The following is a 21,337-nucleotide window of genomic DNA, read 5'->3' on the forward strand; positions in this document are numbered from 1 at the left end:
ATCAGTCTCTGTTTTTCTATGCTGTTTTAGCAGCAGTCCTTCATAGTCTTTCCTTCGCCGCACAATCCTTCAAAGTCCTTTGTAAATGCGCCTACTGCAGCGGTTACAGCATCGTTTTTGATCAGTCCCTCTATGACATCCGGTGCGATGGTTGCAGCACCGATCCCATAGGCACAGAGTTCCAGTACCTGCTGTGAATTCTTAAAACTTGCAGCCAGCACTTCGGTTTTAAGCCCGTTGTTTTGAAAAATATCGTGAATCTTCTTCACCGTCTCAATTCCATCGGCCCCCAGATTATCGATACGGTTTACATACGGCGCTGCATAAGAGGAGCCTGCCTTTGCCGCTAAGAACGCCTGCATCGGAGTATAGATGGCCGTAGCCGTTATCTTCACCCCTTTGGAAGACAGAAGTTTCATTGCCTTTAATCCTTCCCTTGTAGTGGGAACTTTAATATATGTATTCTCTCCAAGTCTTTTCAGCATTTCTTCGGCTTCTGTGACCATATCTTCGGCACATTTTGATACTACCTGCACATGTAAATCAGCATCCTTCCCAATAAACTCACGAATTTCACCGAGCACCTCATATGGAGGCCGTTTGCTCTTGGCTAAGATGGACGGGTTGGTGGTTACCCCTTCCACAGGAAAATACTCATATAAGTTTTTAATAGCTTCCACATTTGCATCATCAATAATAAATTTCATATTATTCTCCTTAATTTAAATTTCCATGATCACATTACTTACACCGCCCTGCCTTGCCCAGCTCTCGAATTCTTTCATCTGTGATTTGGAATACATCTTCGGATTTTCGGCAAAACAGAACTCTTTGCCAATCAAATGATATTTGGCTTCCGCCAGGGGGTTATAGTTTAAAATTTCATACGAGACATCGGGATCTGTCCCGCTGATATATACGGCAATTTCGGTAATATTTTCTCTGTAAGCGGTAAGGCCCGGAATCATCGGAGTCCTTATGATAACCTGGTCCCTTTTTTCGGATTCCAGCAGATACTTTATATTTTCTTTGATCTTTTGGTTTGGCACTCCCACATACTTTTTGTGTCTTTCCTCATCCGCTATTTTAAAATCTGCATAGATCAAATCCAGATACGGCAGAAGTTTTCTAAGTACTTCCTGTTCTGCGTACAGAGAAGTCTCTATGGCAGTATGGATTCCTTCCTTTTTGCACTGCTTCAGTATTTCCAGCGCAAATTCCGATTGGTGCAGCGGCTCTCCCCCAGACAGAGTGACTCCGCCGTCATGCCTGTAAAATACCGTGTCTTTTCTGATCTCCTCCATCACTTCTTTCACACTGTACTCTCTGGAATCCATCGCGAGAGCACCTGACGGACACAGTTCAATCAGATGTTCCCAGTCTTCCGGCGCATCAATATTCATGAACATCGTATCTCCACGGCACTTCATTCCTCCGCTGACACTTTCTGCCGCACAGATTTTACAGTGTATGCATCGGTTCTCAAAATACAGTGGGCGCCGTCTTAATGAAATTCCCTCCGGGTTCTGGCACCACACGCAGGACAGGGGACAGCCTTTGAAAAAGACTGTCGTTCGTATGCCGTCCCCGTCATGGGTGGAAAATCTGCGTATATCAAAAATTGTACCTTTCATATCAAATATCTCCATAGCTGGTACGGGCGATGATCTCATTCTGCAGTTCATCCGCCAGTTCTGTGAAATATGCGGTATACCCGGCCACCCGGACCGTAAGACCTCTATACTGCTCCGGATTTTTCTTTGCCGCTATGAGATCCTCTCTCCGTACAACATTAAACTGTATATGTGGGATTTCCAGATCTACAAAGCTTCGCAGAAATCCCGCAAATTTGCGGATACCGGATTCATTTTTAAAGAATTCCGGCAGAAATTTCATATTCAGCAGCCCGCCGTTTGTCGTAAGATTTTTATCCAATTTTGAAACGGATTTCAGAACTGCTGTCGGCCCTTTCATATCTCTTCCGTAGACCGGAGACATTCCCCCGTCGGCGAGAGGCTCTCCTGCATAACGTCCGTCCGGTGATGCCCCAACATTTTCTCCCATGGGTACATGGGCTGAGACCGTATACATTCCCGTGTGGTATGGTCCTCCGCGGTAGTTTTTAAATGTGCGAAGCCGGTTTTTAAAGTATTCGGCCCATTTAGTACCCATGGCATCCACCCAGTCCACGTCATTTCCGTACTTAGGCACTTTATTTAAGAGCATGGTCCTCAAGACCTCATCTTCTTCAAAATTTGTCTTTAATGCATGAAGCAGTCTCTCCGGCTCAATTTTCTTATCATCATAGACCATCTGTTTTACTGCCGCCAGGCTGTCTGCAAGATTTGCAACCTGGATCATCTGGATACCGGATAGGTTGTATTTTGCTCCCCCCGCCGTCACATCCATTCCTTTTTCCATACAGTCGTCTATGGACGCTGAGAGAAACGGAGACGGCAGCAGGTCAATGTGTGCTTTCTCTACTTCCTCACAGGCCAGAATCATTTTGTCCATGAAGTAATCAATCTGTTTTTGGAATGCCTCTTCCAGTTCCTCAAACGTCTCATAAGTCTCAAGGCTTCCGTAATCAGGGGCAATCTTCTCTCCTGTAAGCAGACAGATTCCGCCGGTCATTGCGGCTTCCAGTGCCTTATTCAGATTAAACATAGCAGAATCGCTCCATCCGAGATTGTTTCCCTGGGTGGTCAGCTCCACGCATCCAACAATGGCATAATCCATGGCATCTTTTTCTTCAATTCCCAGCTCCATGACGGACGGAATCACTGCTTTGTCATTAAAAAACTGTGGCATTCCGCTGCCCTTTGACACGACACGGACCGCTTCAAAGAGAAGATCATCCCCTGTGCCTTCGTGGAGCCTGACAGAAAGATTCGGCTGAGGAAGTCCAAGATGTTTCTGGGCCTCCAGAAATAAGAACGAAAGATCATTGGAATAATCATTTCCATGCTCATCCTGACCTCCGACAGCTATATTGAATCCGATCGGAAATCCTGCGAAATATTTCGCACCGTGGGAATTTCTCATATAAACGATCTCATTGAATTTGAGCCACATACATTCGATGATCTCCAGTGCATCCTGTTTTGTAATTCTTTCTTCTTTTATGTCATTTTCATAGTAAGAGATCAGGTGGCGGTCCAGACGACCCGGTGAAAATGAAGAAGCGTTGGATTCCATCTGGAGGACAACGAACAAAAACCATACAGACTGTACCGCTTCATGAAAAGTCTCTGCCGGATGCTGGCTCAGTTTTTTGCAGTTTTTTGCCACACGGATCATAGATTCCTTCTTGGCTTCATCGTCCTGTTCTTCCGAGAGTCCCATCATAAGGTCATGATAGCGCAGCATAAAGCTTCTGACGCCTTCCATCACCAGAATGACACTTTCATAGAAATTTTTCTGTTCCTCACTGCAGGAGTTCAGTTTCTCCCTTGCCTGTTTCTGCAGTCCTGCCGGACCGAGCTTCAGCCATGTCACGCAGTTGGGGCAGATATGCCCCTGAGCATGGTCCTTTTGGTTTATCTTTACTACTTTCGATATTTCATTTATTTCTTTTCCATATCTCTCATTGAGGACATCTTCCAGAGACTTTCCTTCCCAGTAGGGTTTAATCTCTTTTCTGAATGTTTCAATATCCTCCGGATGGACATGAAACTTATCCTGCGGCCTTGTGGGAAGAGTCTCAAACTCCTGATCCACCCAAGTGCTTCCGCTTTCCGGAAAGACAACCCCATAACGGACTCCTGCCGTACGGTTGCCCACAATCAGTTCCTCCGGTTCTGCACTGATCTTGATCTTCTCCAATGATGCTTTTAAAGCCAGTGCTCTCTGAATGATCCTCGGCTGATCCTCATGTTGTTTGTAGCTGTCCGTTATAATGAGCGCCTGCTCAATGGAAGCATACCTTGGTTCTGATAACATTTTATCTTTTAAGTATTTTATTCGGTCTGTCTGAAAAACACCCTCCATATACTGCTCCTTCCCTGTTTCTGTTTATTGTTTTATATTATTATATATTATTTTTTATTGTTTTTCAATACATAATCAGAAAAGAGCGGCTTTTTTAAGCCGCCCCTGTTTTCTTTTAAAGTTCCTTCACCATCTTTTCCAACTTTGTAATAATCGCCTCCGCTTTCTTTACAGCGTCGCTGACTCCCACCCGGACCTTCGGGATATTCTGAAACCTTTCCTCATCTTTTATTGGCATGTCTTTTGTCAGGATCACTGCATCCGTTCCGGCCAGATCCTCCGGTGTGATCTGATTCTCTATCCCGATGGACCCCTGAGTCTCTACTTTAATCTCAATTCCGTGCTTTTTTGCTGCCTTTTCCAGCGCCTCTGCTGACATATAGGTATGTGCTACCCCTGACGGACATGCCGTAACCGCTAAAAATTTCATGATAAAATACCTCCTATTGGTTTTCTACTGTTATTTATTCGAAGGAAAGATCAATGTCTAAATCCCCTTCGTCTGTGCCTGCTGCCTCTTCTGTAATGTCCTTTTTCAGCAGGATCATCAGCCCCGCAGTTACGCCGACGGCAATGGCAAGGGACACAAGAAATCCAATCGGATTTCCAAGGACAGGAATCATAATCAGGCCGGACCAGGCAACAGGATTTGTAATATTAAACAGATAGCCCACGGCTCCGCCTGCAGCCGCACCGATCATGGTTGATGGAATCACACGCAGCGGGTCATTGGCTGCAAACGGAATCGCTCCCTCCGTAATCCCTACACACCCCATAGCAACCGCACTCTTTGCTGCTTCTCTTTCTTCCTGGGTAAACTTTTTCTTTGCCAAAAATGCTGCCAGAGCACATCCGAGAGGCGGTGCTGTCATGGTCACTGCCATAGGCCCTGCATATGTATACACACCGGCACTTACTGTAGCCACACCGAATGTATATGCTACCTTGTTAAACGGTCCTCCAAAGTCAAATCCTGCAAGCAGTCCGCATACTGCGCCTAAAATTACTTTGTTCCCATTTCCCAAATGCTCCATAACTTTTGTCATTCCGTCCATAATTCCTGCGATCGGAGCTCCAAGAACATACTGCATAAATCCCATGGTTACTAAAGAACCGACGATCGGAATGATCATGATGGGCATGATGGAACTCAATGCTTTCGGCACTTTGACCTTTTTCAAATAATAGCATACAATTCCGCCAAGAAGCCCTGTTACGATTCCTCCCAGGAATCCGGCTCCAACACTGATGGAGATCATTCCTCCGACAAATCCGGGACAGATACCCGCACGGTCTGCGATGGATGCCGCAATATATGCCGACAGAACCGGTACCATCAAATTCAGCGCGGTAGAACCAAAGTTCCATAAAGTTGCCATCCAGGTCCCCTCCGGCGGAACACCTCCCTGTCCGTATGCCATGACGGCAACTGCCATTAAAATACCTCCGGTCACTACAAACGGGATCATATGGGACACTCCGTTCATCAGATGTTTTCTTGTATCTTTGAAAATACCTGCAAGTTCGTTCATCTTCTCTCTCCTCCTTATTGTATCAGTTCCAACACTTCTTTTTCATTGGCTGCGTTCATGAGCTGCTCTCTGAAGTCGTCATGAATAATCTTTCTTGACAGTTTCGCCAGAATCTCCAGATGCTTATCTCCCTGTCCCGGGTCCGGAACTGCGATCTGAAAGACCATCTGCACTTTTTCATCCGCCCACTGCACCGGGTCTTTCAGCCTTGCAAATGCCAGCGACGGTTCCTTTACATGAACTGATTTGGCATGGGGCGTGGCGATCAGAAATCCTATGCTTGTCGGTGCTCCCTCCTCTCTCTTTATCACATCCGCCACATATGCCGCCCTGTCATTCAAACGACCCTGTTCTTCCATTACTCCGGCAATCTTAGAGACTGTTTCTTCCGGTGATGCCGCTTCCAGGTCAAATACGACCAGCCCTTCATTCATTAATTCCATGGTTCTTTGCTCCTTTTGCTTCTTCTGCTGCTTTTAGCATGTCTTCACAGCACTGTTTTACTGTCTTTCCGTCAAGAAACAATCCCGATGTTCCCCCGGTCAGGATGTCCGCTCCGGCTTCCACCGCCCTCGGAATTGTATCCTGATTGATGTTTCCGTCTGCCTGAATCTTCGTCTTCAGTCCTGCGCTGTTCAGCATCGCCCTCATCTGCCTGATGTGGCCGAGCGCCCCCTCCTGCATCTTTTGTCCTGAAAATCCGGGGTTGACTGTGAGTTTTAAGATCCAGGCCGCCTCACCTGCCAGTGTGATGAAATCCTCCCCCGGAGGTGTCGTGGATTTATATGCCAATACCGGCCGGGCACCCGCTTCCCTGATCTGTTCAAACACCCTGAGAGGATCTTTCATCGCCTCATAGTGTACCGCTATGTAATCCGCTCCCGCATCGGCATACATGCCGATATAGCGCTCCGGCTCAAAAGCGGCCAGATGGGCTTCTATTGGGAGGCTGGTTATGCCTCTCATCTGTTTTAAGAGTGTTTCCGATAATATGAAACAATCATTAAACCTTCCATCCACCATATCATAGTGAAAAAACGAGATTCCCGATCCCTCGGCTTCCTCTATGGCATCTGCCAAATGACACAGATCCATGCAGGAAACAGATGCAGAAACCATGAGTTCTTTTTCCGCTGCTTTTTTCATCGCTTTCCTTTCCTTTTTATTATTTGTCTTTGTTTATTATTATTTTATATTTATTTATCTTATTATTCAATGTCTCTTTCGTTCTCTTTTTGCAGTTGTATATCTGCAAAAACGCAGCACTGCACCGATTCAAAACCAAAAATTGCAGGTAAACAACTGCAGTTTATGACATAGCAGTCAAATAATTTCCTCACACATCTGTGTACAGCCCGCGGAGCATTTTTTATTTCATAGGGAAGGCCGCAGAACTTTCCTAATGAAATAAAAAAAGAAAGTGCCCAAAAGACACCTTCTTAATCCGAATTCATCATGATAATATTTTTGATCTCTTCTTTGCTGCCTGCTTTCCTTATGAGTTTTGCCGCATTCTTTTCCATAGTCATTTCATAAAATGTTTCAAAAAAGGCTCTGGTGGACTGAATATCTTCAAAATTCAGCGCCAGCAAAAATATTACATCCACGCTTCCCTCATCCCACTCAACTTTGTGGTCCGTCTTTATAATTGCCACAGCCGGCTTTTCAACGAGATTTGCCATGCCATGGGGAACTGCAACGCCTCCTCCGAGCACAGATGCGCTGATCTCTTCTCTCCTCAGTACATCCTCATAAAATCCATCCTTTACATAGCCCCCGTCCTTCAGCTTTCTGCACACCTTATGTAACAGAGCCTTTTTCGTCATTGTCCCTGACTCCAGAAAGATCAGTTCGTCCTCCATCAAGTTTTTAATAGTCCACCGTTTTTCCAGATTCTTCTTCTTTTCTTTCATCTCATGACAAACTTTCTTGATCCTGAAGACATCCTGTTCTCCCACAAGCGGAGTCGTATAAACCACATAAGGGTGTTTAATCTTCAGTGAGGGGACCGTGGTGATCACAAGGTCATACTGGCTCTCATCGATCATGACTCCTGCATTTGCGGGGAGTACCGATGTGACATTGATGTCCATAATCTTATGTTCGATCTTTCTGGCAATGATCTGAGCGATCCCCACACCGCCGCTGCCGATAACAACTGTATTAATGTCCCTCTTATTCTGAACCATAGCGCCGCCAAAAAGAATTGCCATATAGGAGATCTCATCTTCTGTCGGAAATGCGCCCACAAGGCTTTCATACTCTTTGCTTGCCGTAAAACAAGCTGAAAATATGGCTGAGTATGTCCTCTTTATCTCATCCAAAAAAGGATTTTTAATCTCAAACCCAAACTTAACTCTTATGAAAGAACTGTTCAGAAATAGGGCTGTACTCGTCTTCAGCAGAGGATCTTCCCTGAAATCTCTGCCCACGATGGAAGAAATATACTGAATCATGTTCTGGGCAGCGTCCTCGATATCGATCTCCTTTTCGATCAGAAATTTTTTGTTTACTATGCGGCTGCTGTTCTGTACTTCCGCTCCAAGAAGCAGAAGATACAAATACAATCCCTCCCTCGGATCAATGTTCATCCTGAATTGCCTGTTCAGAAGTCCCGTGAATATATCTGTCCAGTCGGCGATCTCCTCTACCAGTGTCAGTCTGCTGATCATAGACTCCTCCAGACAATGCCCTCCTCTCAGCCGGTTCATCTGACTGCTCGTATATTCAGCCAGCATACAAAATGTATAATCATTAAACTGCGTGCCGATCTGTCTCTCCAGCTGCTGAATACAGGCAATCACCTTATCAGCTGTGCTCTTTCTGTACTGAGATAAAAATCTTGCATATGTCACCGGATCGATTCTGTAATCCGGCACTGCGGCTGACTTTGGAACTTCTTCCAGATATACTTTCTGGTTTTGGCACACCAGAACTTTTCTCAGGTCAAATTCCCGGCCCTGTATAATAATTCCTTTTCCAACGATCCGCCGAATGCATACCCTGTCCGGCTCTAACATCTTATTTGCCTTCTCGATATCTGTACAGATCGTGGATTTGGAAACAAACAGCTCCTCGGCAAACAAAGATCCGGTGTAAGGCTCCCCATTTTCAATCAGAGTCCTGATAATATAGCACATCCGGTATTTTCTTGTTTCACAGGGGATCTGGTCTTTCGGAAATAAGTGTTCCAATTCTTTTCTGTGCAGTCCTGCCTGAAGACAGACCCCCTTTCCCCTCCGGCGGACAAGCCGATATCCATTTTCTTCACAGAATTCAGCTGCCTCTTTCATATAATTGTGTACACTCCGCTCGGAAATCTCCAGCATCCCTGCAATTCTTTCATAGGTGATAAATTCATCATCCTGATGAATCAGCACTCTCATTATTTTTGATGCAGTCTTGGAAAGCATAGGAACTCCTTTTATTATTATTTATTGATATATATTATTTATTATTATTTTAGACTTTCCTATGATTTCTGTCAACGCTCACTTAAAGACATCCCTTCCACTATCAGTAAAAGGCGCTGAAAAAGGCCAGAAAATATCCTGTATTTTCTGGCCTTCCCATATCACTTTTCTGTTATTCTGTCGGTTTCAGGTTTTTCAGTGAAATATCCAGGATTGGAGCCGAATGGGTCAAAGCCCCGGAAGATACGAAATCCACTCCGATCTCCCTGATCTTTTTTAACCGTTCCTTCGTCACGTTGCCGGAACACTCCGTGAGAGCACGGCTTCCGATAATTTCAACCGCCTCTTTCATCATTTCATCTGACATATTATCCAGCATAATAATATCCGCACCTGCCTCCAGAGCGTCATTTACCATGGCAAGATTTTCGGTCTCCACCTCAATCTTCCGCACAAACGGAGCATAGGCTCTTGCCGCATAGACTGCCTCCCGGACTCCTCCGGCAGCACCGATATGATTGTCTTTCAGCATCACCCCGTCGGAAAGGTTGTAGCGGTGATTCTTGCCGCCTCCGACTGTTACCGCATATTTCTCAAACGGACGCATATTCGGTGTTGTCTTTCTCGTATCCAGAAGCTGCGTGGAGGAACCTTCTAATTCTTTTACAAGGGAATTGGTAAATGTTGCGATCCCGCTCATTCTCTGAAGGTAGTTAAGGGCCGTCCTCTCCCCTGACAGCAGGACACGGATATCTCCCCTGAGAACTCCCATAAGCTGTCCGGCTTTGATTTCGTCTCCGTCGCTCAGCTCTGTCTCAAAGGTTACATTTTCATCCAGCAGGGTAAACACACGGTGGAACACTTCCAAACCCGCGACAATCCCGTCTTCTTTACAGATCAGTTCGACCTGTCCCTGTCTCGGTTTTGGCATGACAGCGTTGGTGCTGACGTCCTCTCCGGTGATGTCCTCTTTTAATGCGTTCAGCAGATACTCATCAATGTTTACCGCCATTGTTACACCATTTATCATAGAAATCCCCATCCTTTCTTTTGATCTCTTCCAGTACAAGGTGTTTGTTTTCCTCCTGTATACCGGAAATGTCATGATACTGTGCTAAATCAACCTGACACTCTGAAGGTTTTTTCGGCGACTTTGCAATATCTTCTGCAGACTCCAGGGCAAAAACAAGAGATTCCAGAAGAGAATTGCTGGCCAGCCGGTTCTTTCCATGTACTCCGTTGCAGCTGGCCTCTCCCACTGCGTATAAATCCTCCATGGAAGTACGACTGCTTAAATCTACCTTAATCCCTCCCATAAAATAATGCTGTGCGGGAGTCACCGGAATCCATTCCTTCGTCATGTCATATCCCTCTTCCAGACACTGCTTATAAATATTAGGAAATCTTTTTCTGATCCGATCCCCGTCCAGATGAGTCACAGACAGCCGCACATAATCGGTTCCGTCTTTCTCCATCTGTTCACGTATAGCTGCTGTCACAATATCCCTGGGCAGCAGTTCATCTACAAACCGTTCCCCGTCTTTATTGAATAAATAGGCTCCTTCTCCTCTGACAGACTCTGAAATCAAAAAACTCCTTCCCGGCTTGTCCGAATAAAAAGTCGTCGGATGTATCTGTATGTAATTGATATTCTGTATCTCCACGTTATGGCGAAGGCAGATAGCCAATCCGTCTGCGGTGAGATGCCTGTAATTGGTGGAGTGTTTAAACAGACCTCCCATGCCTCCCGTTGCGAGTACAGTCTTCCCTGCATAAATACAGTCCACATCTCCTTTGGGTGTCACATAGACAACTCCCCGGCAGGCTCCTTTTTCCTCGATCAGATCGATCATTGTAGAATGGGTCAGGATCTCAATGTTATCCCTCCGTTTCACTTCCTCATAGAGCTTGCCGGTGATTTCTTTCCCTGTCACATCATCGTGATGAAGAATCCGGAAAATGGAGTGTCCCCCTTCCCGGGTATATTCTGTCTCTCCATCTCTCTGATCAAACTGAACACCGAATCCGATAAGGTCATCGATAATTTCCCTGGAACGGGTGATCATCTTGTCTACAGCCGCTTTGTCGTTCTCATAATGGCCGGCCTTCATGGTATCTTCAAAGTAGCGGTCGTAATCTTCTTCATTGCGCAGTGCAGAAATTCCTCCCTGAGCCAGGAAGGAATCACTCTCCTCTACTTCTGTCTTGGTAATCATAATGACTCTGTAATCTCTTGGAAGAAACAAGGCGTGAAACAATCCGGCTGCCCCGGTTCCAACCACAATTACATCTGCTGATCTCATAATTAAAATTAATCCTTTCCCCCGGATAAGAGGCTGTTAATATCTACTGTGCGATTCGCAGCATCTCATCCAACGCTTTCTTTGCGTCAAGACGCAGTGTCTCATCCAGTTCCACCTGGTTTTTCATGTCTCTCAGTGTATCTCTGACATTTTCAAGAGTGATCCTCTTCATGTTCGGACAGAACTGTCTGTGCCCCACAGAATAAAACGTCTTGTTCGGATTCTTCTGTTTCAGTTCATATAAAACACCCATCTCTGTACAGATAATAAACTTATCCGCATCGGATGCAGTGGCATAATCTATGATCCCTGATGTGCTTCCCACATAGTCGGCCAGTTCCACCACATCCATCGTACACTCCGGATGCACAAGGATCTCTGCGTCCGGATGCGCTTCTTTGGCTTTTTTTACGTTGTCTGCAGTAATACTTGTATGTACATGACAGAATCCGTCGTTGTAAATAAAGTTCTTCTCAGGAAGTTTTGATCCGATATATCTGCCAAGATTCTCATCCGGAATAAAGAATATATTCTTCTGTGGAAGAGATTTTACAATCTTCATAGCATTGGATGATGTCACACAGACATCGGAATAGGATTTGATCTCTGCTGTGGAATTAATATAACAGACCACTGCCAGATCATCATATTCATCCCTTACCTTCTGTATCTTGTCCAAATCCACCATATGGGCCATCGGGCAGTCCGCCAGCTGGTCCGGCATGATCACAGTTCTGTCGGGATTCAGGATCTTCGCGCTTTCTCCCATAAAGCTTACACCGGCAAAACAGATCACATCTTTCGACTCCTTAAGCGCTACCTTTGCGAGGTAATACGAATCCCCAACATAGTCTGCAATCTCCTGTACAGCGTCATCTACATAATAATGGGCCAATAAGACCGCATTTCGTTCTCTCTTTAACTCTTCAATCTCTTTTGCGAGGTTGTCCATCCTTTTCCTCCTTAGCAAGGGAATTTTCCCAACTGATATGATTCCATACTAAGATTAAATATACCACTTTGATCAACTGTTATCAAGTATTTAGTGGGTTTTCAGGTATAGACAGCCCGGCTCCCAGTACGCAGATTATCATTTTGCAAGCTCTTGTTCGATTTCTTCAATCGTTGGCAGATTATTCTTGAATTCTCCCTTCAAAATTTTAGTGAATTCATACTGTGCTATCCCAATAGGCTGTAAAATATCATCTAACGCATATTCTGCTACTACATTATCCTTATCTTTACAAATCAAAATTCCTATTGTCTGGTTATCCTGTTTCTCTTTCATATTTTTGTTTACCGCTGTCACATAAAAATTTAGTTTCCCTGCAAACTCAGGCTTAAATTTTTCTGTCTTTAATTCTAAAACCACATAGCAATGAAGTTTAACGTGATAGAAAAGCAAAACCAGTTCCTAGTTCTAACAAAAACTGGGTGATTTGATTTATTAAAGCATCTTCTAATTCCTTCTCATCGTATTCCTCTCGTATAGTCAAAAAGTCAAAATTGTATGGATCCTTTAAAGTTTGTAAAGCTAAGTCAGATTGTGGGTCTGGTAATTTTGTCTGAAAGTTTGATATTGCTTTCCCCTGACGTTCATATAAATGACTATCAATTTGATGTTCCAGCAAATTTCTGCTCCAGTTATTATCCATTGTTTTTTGGACATAAAACAATGCTTCATTAATACTTTTACATTTATACATAATCCGTTGATTATGTCCCCATGGAATACTTTTTATCATTCTTTCTGCTTCATTTAATTGGCTTACAGGTTGTAAGCCAATTTTTAAACCACTGTAAAATTTGTACCAATAACGGATACTTTTTAAATTCTGCACAGAAAAACCATTCATACCTGGAAATGCTCTTTTCAAATCTTTACTCATAGCTACCAAAAATCCATCACCCCATTTTGTATTTTCCTGTTTTTTTACAATGTCTCTTCCTAAATCCCTATATAAATCCATCAGTTCATGGTTCACTTTAACAGAGGCTTTTATTTGACTCTGCTTTATTCTTTTTTTAACATTTTTTATCCATTCTTTATATTCAACAGTTACATTAAATCCTCCATCATTTTTTGCCATTTTGTCTCCTCCTGTAAGCACTTTCGATTTACTCCGCAGCTTAATTTTACCATTTATTTACAATAAATTCTACTTATTTCTTTAATATACACTTTTATATTTATGTATACAAAACAGCACCCTTATCAACGCTGCCGGTTCCGTTGATAAAGATGCTGTATTATTAAAGATTATGGATACAAAACTCTTTCAATTCCTCTGCCGCCCTGTCTTCATCCGGTCCTTCAATCATAAACGTTACGATTTCATGCTGACGAGCTCTCAGTGTCAAAAGAGAAATCATATTTTTGGCGTTCGCTCTCTGAGTTCCCTTTTCCAGAATTATTTTACTCTGGTACGTCCGCGCTTTTTCTACCAGAAGCACAGCCGGACGCGCATGGATTCCAACAGGCGACTGCACTTTAAAATCAAACTGCTTCATCTTTTTCCTCCCTGATCATGCCTGGACAGATTCACCTTTCAGCCTTTCGATTTCTTCCGCAATCCGTTTTGCAAATGAAAAGGACTGTTTCATAGCAAAGCTTTTTATCCTGACAGGGTTTGATATCAAAGGAATTTGTTTTTCCTGGCCGTCCTCCAGTTTGATCAGAACTTTCAGAGAGTGAATCGTGCCTGCTTCTTTTGACTTAATTTTATCTTCCAGTTCTCCCAAAGGCATGAAAGGTCTGTAATCGATCCGGCACTCGCTGATCTTATCCAGCGGATAAAATTCCGGCTCTGAAACCTGTTTTTGGTTGATCCGGTTGTTGAGAAGGCAGATCTTCCTGTTTTTCTCATCAAACAAAATATAATTCCCTATCCGCCCTGTAATCTCAAAATCTTCTGTGAGCCCGCCCTGCCTTTCACACAATTTTCTGATCTCACCATAACTTTTCTTTGCAATCGTCTCTGTAAAATGATTGCTGGCCTTCTCATAGCACGCTTTGCAGATGTATCCTTCCGCATATCGAAATTTCTTAAACATTCCCAAAGGTGCATCACAGATATCACATGTCTTCATTTCCAATTCACCCTTTCTGATCATCAAACACATCTGTCAGCGCTTTATAAACTTTTTTATACTTTTGGTATTTTATTTCATAAAGCTCTGCATGATATCTTCTTGGATTAAAACATTTTTTTGTGCGGACGGTTCTGCCAACCATCTGCTCCAGTGTTACATCCCGCCCTGAAACTGATGCTGCCATGAGCGCAATGCCGTATCCCGCTCCTGCCCCGCTTTCCAGCTGTTCTACTTTCGTATTCAGCACATCCGCAAGGATCTGCATCCATACTTCATTTTTAGAACCTCCACCGGTCACTTTAAGACTTTGAAGCGCTGTCTTCCCAATGTGCATGACTTCTGTAAGTTGTCTCACACCGAAACAGATCCCTTCCATGACCGCAGCCGTGATATCCTGTCTTGTAGTTTCAGTTCCGATACCGATCAAAGCTCCCCTCAGTGCTGGATCTCTGTAGATCGTCTTGTCACCTGCAAGATGGGGATAAAAGATCAGATTGTTTTCCCCGAGACTTTCCATGTCCACTTCGCTGGTTTCGGCAGAAAAATCATCTGTCTTTAAGATCTGTCTGACCCACCAGCCAAAGCTGCTTCCCGTTGACTGTACCACACCCTGTACCAGCGTCATGATGTTCTTTCCGTCTGCAGAAAACATAATATTCTTTCCTTTTGTCCCGAAATCTATTTTTTCTTTTGGAAACATGAGAACACCGGATGTACCGAGGGAAAGAACCGGATACCTGTTTGAAAAACACCCTGTGGATATGGCTGCCGCCGGGTTATCCCCGGTACCCACGATAACCTTCACCAGGTTTTTGAAACCGAACTTCCGCCTCCATACTTCGGCCACATATCCCGCCGTCTCCTGGCTTCCTTTTACCTTTGGATAAATCTCCTCCGGAAACCCTAAGATTTCCCGGATCTTTGAAGACCACGTTCCAGTCTTTAAATCAAACAAAGAAGAAGTGGATGCCTCGCAGTAGTCAGTCTGGCACTGCCCCGTCAGCCGAAAAACGATATAGTCCGGTCCAATCAAAAATGTTTTCATCTTCCGAAATTGTTCCGGTTCATTTTTCTTCAGCCACAGCAGATTGATCGCCGGACTTCCGGTGGAAATGATATTGGAGATATAGGAAACTTCCGGGACCTTAGAGATCTTTTCTTTTGTTTCCTTTACAAGATCCATGGTCCTTGTGTCATTCCACATCAATGCCGGACGTATAGGCACTCCGTCCCATCCCAGAAATACTGCGGTATGCATCTGTCCCGTGACACCAATGGCTCCGATGTGCTCCGGATCTTCTCCTGAAAGAAGTTCCGCCATGGCTTCTTCCACCGCATCCATCCAGCTTTCCGGATCAATTTCCTTCCATCCCGGTTTTGGCTGTGAAATTTCATACTCTCTGCTGCTTTCTTTTCTGATCTCTCCTGCGTCATTAATCAAGGTCAGTTTTGCAGAAGAAGTCCCTATATCAATTCCAATATACTGTTCCATTCGCTATTCTCCAAATCTGAGGATTACTTTATAAGTATCCGGCTTCATTGCCGCCGCAATGGCTTTGTCAAAATCTCTGTAATCAAAAATCTGTTCTGTGAGCACGGTTGGATCAATCAGCCCCTTTCCGATCAGCTGCACTGCCTGATGAAAAGATGTAATCGTTGGGCTGACAGCGCCTGTCACCGTTTTCTGGTAAGAATGAACAGCCCCCATATCTATCGGCACCGGATCATTGGGATGCATGGAGCTGAACATGACGCTCATTCCTCCGGGGGAAGTCATTTCCACAGCCTGTGCCGCAATGGCCGGGATCGCTGTCGTATTGAATACCACCTGCGCACCTCTGCCGCCGGTTAATTCTTTTACTCTCTTTACGGCATCTTCCTTCGTCGGATCGATCACATCGTCACATCCGAGTTTCAGCGCCCTGTCTCTTCGCTCCCTAAGAGGCTCACTTAAAATCACTCTGGCTCCCTTTAATCTGGCAAGCATGACGTGAAGCATCCCCATGGTACCGCCTCCGATGACCGCCACATCGTCTCCAAACTGAATATTCGTACGGTTGATACTGTTGACCACACATGCCAGTGGCTCGGTAAATGCCATTTTTTCAAAAGTTGTACTGTCCGGATATACAAACAGATCTTCCGCCTTTGCCACAACGAATTCCGCAAATCCCCCATATCCTGACAGCCCGTCAGGATTCGTAAAAATCTTACTCTTTGGATGTTCTTCACAGATATTTTCTTCTCCGTGCTTGCAGAAAAAACATTCCTTACAGTCATCAATGATATACTGGACCACTTTCTGCCCTTTGGAGTAACGTTTTTCATTGACTCCGCTTCCCAGTTCCTCGATTACTCCGCAGTACTCATGACCGCCGATCCTCGGGTAGCTGTAACTGCAGTCTCCGTTGAAGTCCCGTACATCGTTGGTGCAGATTCCGGAATCTTTGATCCGGATCAGCACCTCGTCTTCTTTTAACTCTGGTAATTCAATCTCTTTGACAGCAAAATTTTTTGGTTGATTTAATACGATTGCTTTCATCTATCTCACTCTTTCTGAACTTAATATGCCAGGATTCCTGTCACTCCGCCTACCACACCGATCACAACGATCAGCCCGATGATTTTCAGGGAAGACCATCTTCTCTTGTTCATCAGATAGTAAACAAGCATGGTCACTGCAAGCGGAAGGATACTTGGACAGATCGCGTCTAAGAAGCTTGTCTGAATGTCATAAGTTGATGTAGAACTTACCACTTTCAGTCCGCAGCTTGCTTTTACATAATTTACAACAAGACCGCCCATTACCATGCAGCCCATGATAGAAGCACCTTTGATCAGCTTATTAAGAATTCCCTTTTCAAGGAAGTCCATGATCGCTTCACTTCCGGCTTTATATCCGAACATAAAGTTCCAGTAGCTGAGGCCATATGCCGCTGCAATGATGACAACCGCGTAAATAATGGCTCCCCATATATTTCCGCTTCCGGAACGGGTTAAGTCAATACACACAGCTAAGAGGATCGGAATCACAACGCCCTGCCAGATCGTATCACCCATACCGGCTAAAGGTCCCATCAAAGAAGTCTTTAAGTTCGTAATAAACTCGTCGGGTATTTCTTCACCCATGGCCTTCTGTTCTTCCAGGGCAACCGCCATACCGAGGATACATGCGCCGAATTCAATATGTACATTGAAGAATTCAATTTCCCGTTTCATGACCTCTTTTCGCTTTGCCGGGTTATCTTTATATAAGAAATTAATAATCGCTGAGAACATATGGGCAACAACCTGCCCCATCATTCTTTCGTAGTTATAACACGTCTGGGGAAATGTCTCCCAAATGAACCAGGCTTTGATCAAGGCGGCCTTTGGGATCAAACTTTTCTTTTTATTTTCCATCTTAATCGTCCTCCTCATCATCTTCATCGTCAATGACTGCTGCCTTCGCCGGCTCCATAGCGGAAGTAACCTGAACGTACACAACTGCCACAAGCAGTGCGATAATACCCAGTGTCAGCAGCGGAAGTTTTGAATACACAGCCAATAAAAATCCTACAAACAAAAATACTTTGGATTCTCCTTTAAAGATGTACTGCAGTGTGATTGCAATTCCGAGTGCAGGCATTAAACCACCTATGATTTGGAAGACGGTCAGCACTTTTCCGCTTAACATATTCAGGATTCCCTGGATATAGTTAGAACCAAAATATGCAGCAAGAGCACACGGGATTGCCGTCATAAGAAAGCACATAATCTGTGGAAATAAGACATTTGCCCGCCAGATTTTGTTATACTGTTCTTTTTCTATATACTTATCTGCAATATGTACAAAGAAGCAGTCAAAGGTCATACGTCCTGCCCAGACGATCGTTCCGAGAATACCGATCGGAACTGCCAGTGCCAGAGCGGTATCGGTGTCCAATCCGCCGACAATCGCATAGGCTGTTCCCAGGACTCCTGCCAGTCCCATATCAGCCGGCATACTTCCTCCTGCAGACATAAACCCAAGGTAAACTAAGTTGATGGTTGCTCCGATCACGGCTCCCTGTACCGGATGACCCAGAATCAAACCGGTAATCATACCGCAGACCAGCGGTCTCTGTAAAGACCAAAGGCCTACAAACGGCAGGTTTCCAACTGCCAGCCAGTAAACAACCCCGCATAAGGCTGCCTGTATGATGGTCATCTTTTCCATATATACTTCCTCCTTCTATTTATCCAAGTATCCAGTAACTTCAATCACCTGCTGTTCCGGTACCAGCTGATAATAAACATGAACATTCTTCGCCATCAAATTTTTAATCGAAGCAATTTCATCCGGATCACAGGCTACATTTTTAATAAATGGTGTCCTCTCTCCTCTAAGTCCCATTCCTCCCAGATTCACATCGGTCAGTTCGAGTCCTAAATCTGTCATACGGTCATAAGTGATAGGAGTTTTCGTGAGGATCATGACTCTCTCTCCCGCTTCTTTCGGGTCTTTCTTAAGAACCTCTGCTCCCTTTTCTGTTCCGTATACATTTACTTTTACACCATTTGGAGCAAGTGCCTTGATCACTCGTTTGTTGAACTTATCTGCCGCAACTTCATCATCGACTACGATGATCCTGTTGACATTTAAGCTCGGAGTCCACACTGAGACAACTTCCCCATGGATCAGCCGGTCATCGACTCTGGCTAATACAACATTTTTCATTCCTCGTCTACCTCCTCAAATAGCTTTCTTACATCTTTTACTGTTCCCGGCGCTGCTTCAAGAAGCCCTGCGCAAATCTCTTCTGCGCTTTTCCCAGCATAACGTCCCATCATCACTTCTACCATTAACGGAAGATTAATTCCTGTTACATGGTAAATGTCATGGTGTTCCATCAAAGAAACTATCGCATTAAACGGGCTTCCGTGGAACAGATCCGATACGAAGAGTATTTCTTCCCCTTCTTTCGTATTTTGAATTTCCGCTTCCAGTTTTTCTGTCAGTGTTGCCACCGTCTGTTCCGGAAACAGTCCATACGCCACCAGGTTTTCCTGTTCTCCGACAAGCATTTGGGTACTCTCCACCAGCCCTTTTGAATAGCTTCCGTGGGATACTGCAATGACCTTCATTCCCTTACCTCCTTTTCATCTGGCCTTCGATGTAATTGAAGTATATCATGCCGACTCTGCTGTTTTTCACAAATGTTTGCACAATCAATACCGCAGTACCTGACAGCATTTTGCATGATTGACTGCGCAATTTATTACGCAGATCCTCCTTTCATTCTGCACTTATTTTGCGGGATACTTTGCGCAATAAATTAAATTATTCAAGGTATTTTCATTGTTATAATCGAATCAAGCTTAGTACGTACTGGTGAACGGTAAAAATGAAAATTTCAGATTAGATAGGAGGAAGCGGCTTTTTGTATATGCCGCTATATGAAAATGAAAATTGTAAACGGCTTTGACCTGATGAAATATGCAAAAGACAACCATTATATTCTGCCTGCGTTCAATACAACCAACCTGGAAATGACTTATGCCATCGCCAAAGGATTAAATCAGGCAGGACTTCCGGGATATATCCAAATATCTTCCAATAATCTGCGGCTCTCAAGTCCGGACACGATCACTTATCTGGCAAAAGATGCACTGAAAGACAGTGATGTGCCGATTGGTCTTCATCTGGATCACGGAAAGTCTTATGAACACGTAAAGGCATGTGTGGATGCAGGCTTTACTTCTATTATGATCGATGCCTCCCATCTTCCGTTTGAAGAAAATATTAAAGAAGTGAAACGCGCAGTAGAATACTGCCACTTTTATGGTGTTCCGGTAGAGGCAGAGCTTGGTGCGCTGCAGGGAAAAGAAGAGGATATTGTAAATGAAGCGGACAGCAAAACAGATCCGGAAATGGTCGCTGACTTTGTGGAAAGAACCGGCTGCGATCTGCTTGCGGTTTCCGTGGGAAACGTTCACGGTCTGGATCTGACTCCAAAAGTAGATCTTCCGTTATTAGATGAGATCTCAAAGGTTTCCCCCGTACCGCTCGTAATGCATGGCGGTTCCGGGATTCCGTTTGAAACGATTCAGAAGGCAAGAGAGTTTAACTTGTTGAAAGTAAATTACGGATCTGATTTAAGAAAGGCTTTTATTTCTACCTTTGGAGAAGCGTATGAACAGAACCATAACGAAGTGAATGTTATCGGACTTAGCATTCAGTCCATAGAAAATGTAAGTAGAAAGGCAGCAGAGCTGGTGACGATTATCAACGAATAAACAGTGATTAACAAAAAGGGGCACGATTGTCATAAGACTGATCGTGTCCCTTTTCGTTTAAAAGACTTTCCACTTTCCTTTTCGCCGTGACCCTTCACGAACAATAAATCCTTTATCTATTAATTTTTTGGTTATCCTCTGCACCTTGCTTCTGGATAATCCAAATTTTTCTTTTATTTCCATCTGGGTAATCTCTGGATTTTTTTGAAGATATTTGCATAACTTTCGCTCTAAATCTGTCAATTCCAAAATTTTAGCTTCACTTTTAGCTTCACTTTTAGCTTCACTTTTAGCTTCACTTTTATAGTTCAGGTTTTGCAGTGTAACAGTAAACTCCACCCTGTCAGAAAAAAATTTTGGTTCCAATCCTTCTCGAAAGTTTATCGCACTTTTATAAGCACTCGTTATTTTATTCAGTCCGCTTCCCTGACGCTCCATATATCCTAATCGGTGGAATACATCTGCTAAAACCGGATTTCTTCGTGTAAATGGTATTGTATTAATATTCCGGTCCTGAATCCTCGTTCCATCAGGCATTCCTCCTGTAGAATCTATCATGACATTTTCCACATGATTTCCGTTCGGCTCTTAGAATGCCTCACTCCAATCATGTGGAAAATGGACGTAATGTCTGTTAGAGAAGGGTTTCTGCCAAAAAAGGTGCCACTTTTCGAAAGTTATTTATCACTTTTGGAGGAGCGCATTTCAAAAGCGCGACGGAAATAGTAGTAAATAACTCATACTATAT

General features: G+C 44.1%; 21 protein-coding genes and 1 pseudogene. 1 reads left to right on the forward strand and 21 read right to left on the reverse strand.

Features of this window, described 5'->3' with window-relative positions:
• Positions 1-26: 26 nt before the first annotated feature.
• The 20 genes and pseudogenes from ANCC_RS14150 to ANCC_RS14245 form a co-directional block, all read right to left on the reverse strand.
• Entirely contained in the window at positions 27-707 is a 681-nt protein-coding gene (locus tag ANCC_RS14150; protein WP_006566168.1) for a transaldolase family protein, read from the reverse strand.
• A gap of 15 nt (positions 708-722) precedes the next feature.
• The gene (locus tag ANCC_RS14155) at positions 723-1,634 is read right to left on the reverse strand and encodes a glycyl-radical enzyme activating protein (RefSeq protein WP_182483071.1); all 912 of its coding nucleotides are present in this window, start codon (positions 1,632-1,634) and stop codon (positions 723-725) included.
• A gap of 1 nt (position 1,635) precedes the next feature.
• Positions 1,636-3,990: a glycyl radical protein gene (locus ANCC_RS14160; RefSeq protein ID WP_006566170.1), complete on the reverse strand. Its 2,355-nt coding sequence runs from the start codon at positions 3,988-3,990 to the stop codon at positions 1,636-1,638.
• A gap of 115 nt (positions 3,991-4,105) precedes the next feature.
• Positions 4,106-4,420, reverse strand: a complete 315-nt coding sequence (locus ANCC_RS14165; RefSeq protein WP_006566172.1) for a PTS fructose-like transporter subunit IIB — start codon at positions 4,418-4,420, stop codon at positions 4,106-4,108.
• 34 nt (positions 4,421-4,454) lie between these two features.
• Positions 4,455-5,522 (reverse strand): PTS fructose transporter subunit IIC, encoded by a 1,068-nt coding sequence (locus ANCC_RS14170; protein WP_006566173.1) that lies wholly within the window; start codon positions 5,520-5,522, stop codon positions 4,455-4,457.
• Positions 5,523-5,536: 14 nt separating this feature from the next.
• On the reverse strand, positions 5,537-5,965 hold the full coding sequence (locus ANCC_RS14175; protein ID WP_006566174.1) for a PTS sugar transporter subunit IIA: 429 nt from the start codon (positions 5,963-5,965) through the stop codon (positions 5,537-5,539).
• Positions 5,949-6,668, reverse strand: coding sequence for a ribulose-phosphate 3-epimerase (locus ANCC_RS14180; RefSeq protein ID WP_006566175.1), 720 nt, complete (start codon positions 6,666-6,668; stop codon positions 5,949-5,951). Before ANCC_RS14180 ends, ANCC_RS14175 begins: the two co-directional genes overlap by 17 nt.
• Before the next feature lie 293 nt (positions 6,669-6,961).
• Entirely contained in the window at positions 6,962-8,935 is a 1,974-nt protein-coding gene (locus ANCC_RS14185) for a BglG family transcription antiterminator (RefSeq protein ID WP_006566176.1), read from the reverse strand.
• 172 nt (positions 8,936-9,107) lie between these two features.
• The gene (nadC, locus tag ANCC_RS14190) at positions 9,108-9,962 is read right to left on the reverse strand and encodes a carboxylating nicotinate-nucleotide diphosphorylase (protein WP_278566199.1); all 855 of its coding nucleotides are present in this window, start codon (positions 9,960-9,962) and stop codon (positions 9,108-9,110) included.
• On the reverse strand, positions 9,931-11,238 hold the full coding sequence (locus ANCC_RS14195) for an L-aspartate oxidase (RefSeq protein WP_006566178.1): 1,308 nt from the start codon (positions 11,236-11,238) through the stop codon (positions 9,931-9,933). The genes nadC and ANCC_RS14195 overlap by 32 nt, the downstream gene beginning before the upstream one ends.
• A 43-nt stretch (positions 11,239-11,281) precedes the next feature.
• Positions 11,282-12,190 carry a quinolinate synthase NadA gene (nadA, locus tag ANCC_RS14200; RefSeq protein WP_006566179.1) on the reverse strand — a complete coding sequence of 303 codons (909 nt, stop codon included), beginning with the start codon at positions 12,188-12,190 and terminating at the stop codon, positions 11,282-11,284.
• A 138-nt stretch (positions 12,191-12,328) separates the two neighbouring features.
• Positions 12,329-13,328, reverse strand: a pseudogene (locus ANCC_RS14205) (PDDEXK nuclease domain-containing protein).
• Between the two features lie 163 nt (positions 13,329-13,491).
• On the reverse strand, positions 13,492-13,749 hold the full coding sequence (locus ANCC_RS14210) for an HPr family phosphocarrier protein (protein ID WP_006566182.1): 258 nt from the start codon (positions 13,747-13,749) through the stop codon (positions 13,492-13,494).
• A gap of 15 nt (positions 13,750-13,764) precedes the next feature.
• Positions 13,765-14,328: a DUF4428 domain-containing protein gene (locus tag ANCC_RS14215; protein ID WP_156782911.1), complete on the reverse strand. Its 564-nt coding sequence runs from the start codon at positions 14,326-14,328 to the stop codon at positions 13,765-13,767.
• A 7-nt stretch (positions 14,329-14,335) separates the two neighbouring features.
• Positions 14,336-15,823, reverse strand: a complete 1,488-nt coding sequence (xylB, locus tag ANCC_RS14220) for a xylulokinase (RefSeq protein WP_006566184.1) — start codon at positions 15,821-15,823, stop codon at positions 14,336-14,338.
• 3 nt (positions 15,824-15,826) lie between these two features.
• The gene (locus tag ANCC_RS14225) at positions 15,827-16,873 is read right to left on the reverse strand and encodes a zinc-dependent alcohol dehydrogenase (RefSeq protein ID WP_006566185.1); all 1,047 of its coding nucleotides are present in this window, start codon (positions 16,871-16,873) and stop codon (positions 15,827-15,829) included.
• A gap of 20 nt (positions 16,874-16,893) precedes the next feature.
• Positions 16,894-17,733, reverse strand: coding sequence for a PTS system mannose/fructose/sorbose family transporter subunit IID (locus ANCC_RS14230; RefSeq protein WP_039946325.1), 840 nt, complete (start codon positions 17,731-17,733; stop codon positions 16,894-16,896).
• Between the two features lies 1 nt (position 17,734).
• Positions 17,735-18,529 (reverse strand): PTS mannose/fructose/sorbose/N-acetylgalactosamine transporter subunit IIC, encoded by a 795-nt coding sequence (locus ANCC_RS14235; protein ID WP_006566187.1) that lies wholly within the window; start codon positions 18,527-18,529, stop codon positions 17,735-17,737.
• A gap of 15 nt (positions 18,530-18,544) precedes the next feature.
• Positions 18,545-19,030, reverse strand: coding sequence for a PTS sugar transporter subunit IIB (locus ANCC_RS14240; protein ID WP_006566188.1), 486 nt, complete (start codon positions 19,028-19,030; stop codon positions 18,545-18,547).
• Complete coding sequence (locus ANCC_RS14245) at positions 19,027-19,437, reverse strand: PTS sugar transporter subunit IIA (RefSeq protein WP_006566189.1); 411 nt, start codon at positions 19,435-19,437, stop codon at positions 19,027-19,029. The genes ANCC_RS14240 and ANCC_RS14245 overlap by 4 nt, the downstream gene beginning before the upstream one ends.
• Before the next feature lie 312 nt (positions 19,438-19,749).
• On the opposite strand from ANCC_RS14245, the gene ANCC_RS14250 reads away from it, so the two are divergent.
• Complete coding sequence (locus tag ANCC_RS14250; RefSeq protein WP_006566190.1) at positions 19,750-20,589, forward strand: class II aldolase; 840 nt, start codon at positions 19,750-19,752, stop codon at positions 20,587-20,589.
• 57 nt (positions 20,590-20,646) lie between these two features.
• On the opposite strand, the gene ANCC_RS14255 is transcribed toward ANCC_RS14250, so the two are convergent.
• Entirely contained in the window at positions 20,647-21,147 is a 501-nt protein-coding gene (locus tag ANCC_RS14255; protein WP_006566191.1) for an ATP-binding protein, read from the reverse strand.
• Between the last annotated feature and the right edge of the window lie 190 nt (positions 21,148-21,337).

The sequence above is a fragment of the Anaerostipes caccae L1-92 genome (assembly GCF_014467075.1).
Classification (GTDB): Bacteria; Bacillota; Clostridia; order Lachnospirales; family Lachnospiraceae; genus Anaerostipes; species Anaerostipes caccae.

What these genes read in the sequence shown, in the direction of transcription:
- ANCC_RS14150 (WP_006566168.1), bottom strand. Translation starts at nt 707, where the DNA reads ATGAAATTTATTATTGATGATGCAAATGTGGAAGCTATTAAAAACTTA.
- ANCC_RS14155 (WP_182483071.1), bottom strand. Translation starts at nt 1,634, where the DNA reads ATGAAAGGTACAATTTTTGATATACGCAGATTTTCCACCCATGACGGG.
- ANCC_RS14160 (WP_006566170.1), bottom strand. Translation starts at nt 3,990, where the DNA reads ATGGAGGGTGTTTTTCAGACAGACCGAATAAAATACTTAAAAGATAAA.
- ANCC_RS14165 (WP_006566172.1), bottom strand. Translation starts at nt 4,420, where the DNA reads ATGAAATTTTTAGCGGTTACGGCATGTCCGTCAGGGGTAGCACATACC.
- ANCC_RS14170 (WP_006566173.1), bottom strand. Translation starts at nt 5,522, where the DNA reads ATGAACGAACTTGCAGGTATTTTCAAAGATACAAGAAAACATCTGATG.
- ANCC_RS14175 (WP_006566174.1), bottom strand. Translation starts at nt 5,965, where the DNA reads ATGGAATTAATGAATGAAGGGCTGGTCGTATTTGACCTGGAAGCGGCA.
- ANCC_RS14180 (WP_006566175.1), bottom strand. Translation starts at nt 6,668, where the DNA reads ATGAAAAAAGCAGCGGAAAAAGAACTCATGGTTTCTGCATCTGTTTCC.
- ANCC_RS14185 (WP_006566176.1), bottom strand. Translation starts at nt 8,935, where the DNA reads ATGCTTTCCAAGACTGCATCAAAAATAATGAGAGTGCTGATTCATCAG.
- ANCC_RS14195 (WP_006566178.1), bottom strand. Translation starts at nt 11,238, where the DNA reads ATGAGATCAGCAGATGTAATTGTGGTTGGAACCGGGGCAGCCGGATTG.
- nadA (WP_006566179.1), bottom strand. Translation starts at nt 12,190, where the DNA reads ATGGACAACCTCGCAAAAGAGATTGAAGAGTTAAAGAGAGAACGAAAT.
- ANCC_RS14210 (WP_006566182.1), bottom strand. Translation starts at nt 13,749, where the DNA reads ATGAAGCAGTTTGATTTTAAAGTGCAGTCGCCTGTTGGAATCCATGCG.
- ANCC_RS14215 (WP_156782911.1), bottom strand. Translation starts at nt 14,328, where the DNA reads ATGAAGACATGTGATATCTGTGATGCACCTTTGGGAATGTTTAAGAAA.
- xylB (WP_006566184.1), bottom strand. Translation starts at nt 15,823, where the DNA reads ATGGAACAGTATATTGGAATTGATATAGGGACTTCTTCTGCAAAACTG.
- ANCC_RS14225 (WP_006566185.1), bottom strand. Translation starts at nt 16,873, where the DNA reads ATGAAAGCAATCGTATTAAATCAACCAAAAAATTTTGCTGTCAAAGAG.
- ANCC_RS14230 (WP_039946325.1), bottom strand. Translation starts at nt 17,733, where the DNA reads ATGGAAAATAAAAAGAAAAGTTTGATCCCAAAGGCCGCCTTGATCAAA.
- ANCC_RS14235 (WP_006566187.1), bottom strand. Translation starts at nt 18,529, where the DNA reads ATGGAAAAGATGACCATCATACAGGCAGCCTTATGCGGGGTTGTTTAC.
- ANCC_RS14240 (WP_006566188.1), bottom strand. Translation starts at nt 19,030, where the DNA reads ATGAAAAATGTTGTATTAGCCAGAGTCGATGACCGGCTGATCCATGGG.
- ANCC_RS14245 (WP_006566189.1), bottom strand. Translation starts at nt 19,437, where the DNA reads ATGAAGGTCATTGCAGTATCCCACGGAAGCTATTCAAAAGGGCTGGTG.
- ANCC_RS14250 (WP_006566190.1), top strand. Translation starts at nt 19,750, where the DNA reads ATGAAAATGAAAATTGTAAACGGCTTTGACCTGATGAAATATGCAAAA.
- ANCC_RS14255 (WP_006566191.1), bottom strand. Translation starts at nt 21,147, where the DNA reads ATGATAGATTCTACAGGAGGAATGCCTGATGGAACGAGGATTCAGGAC.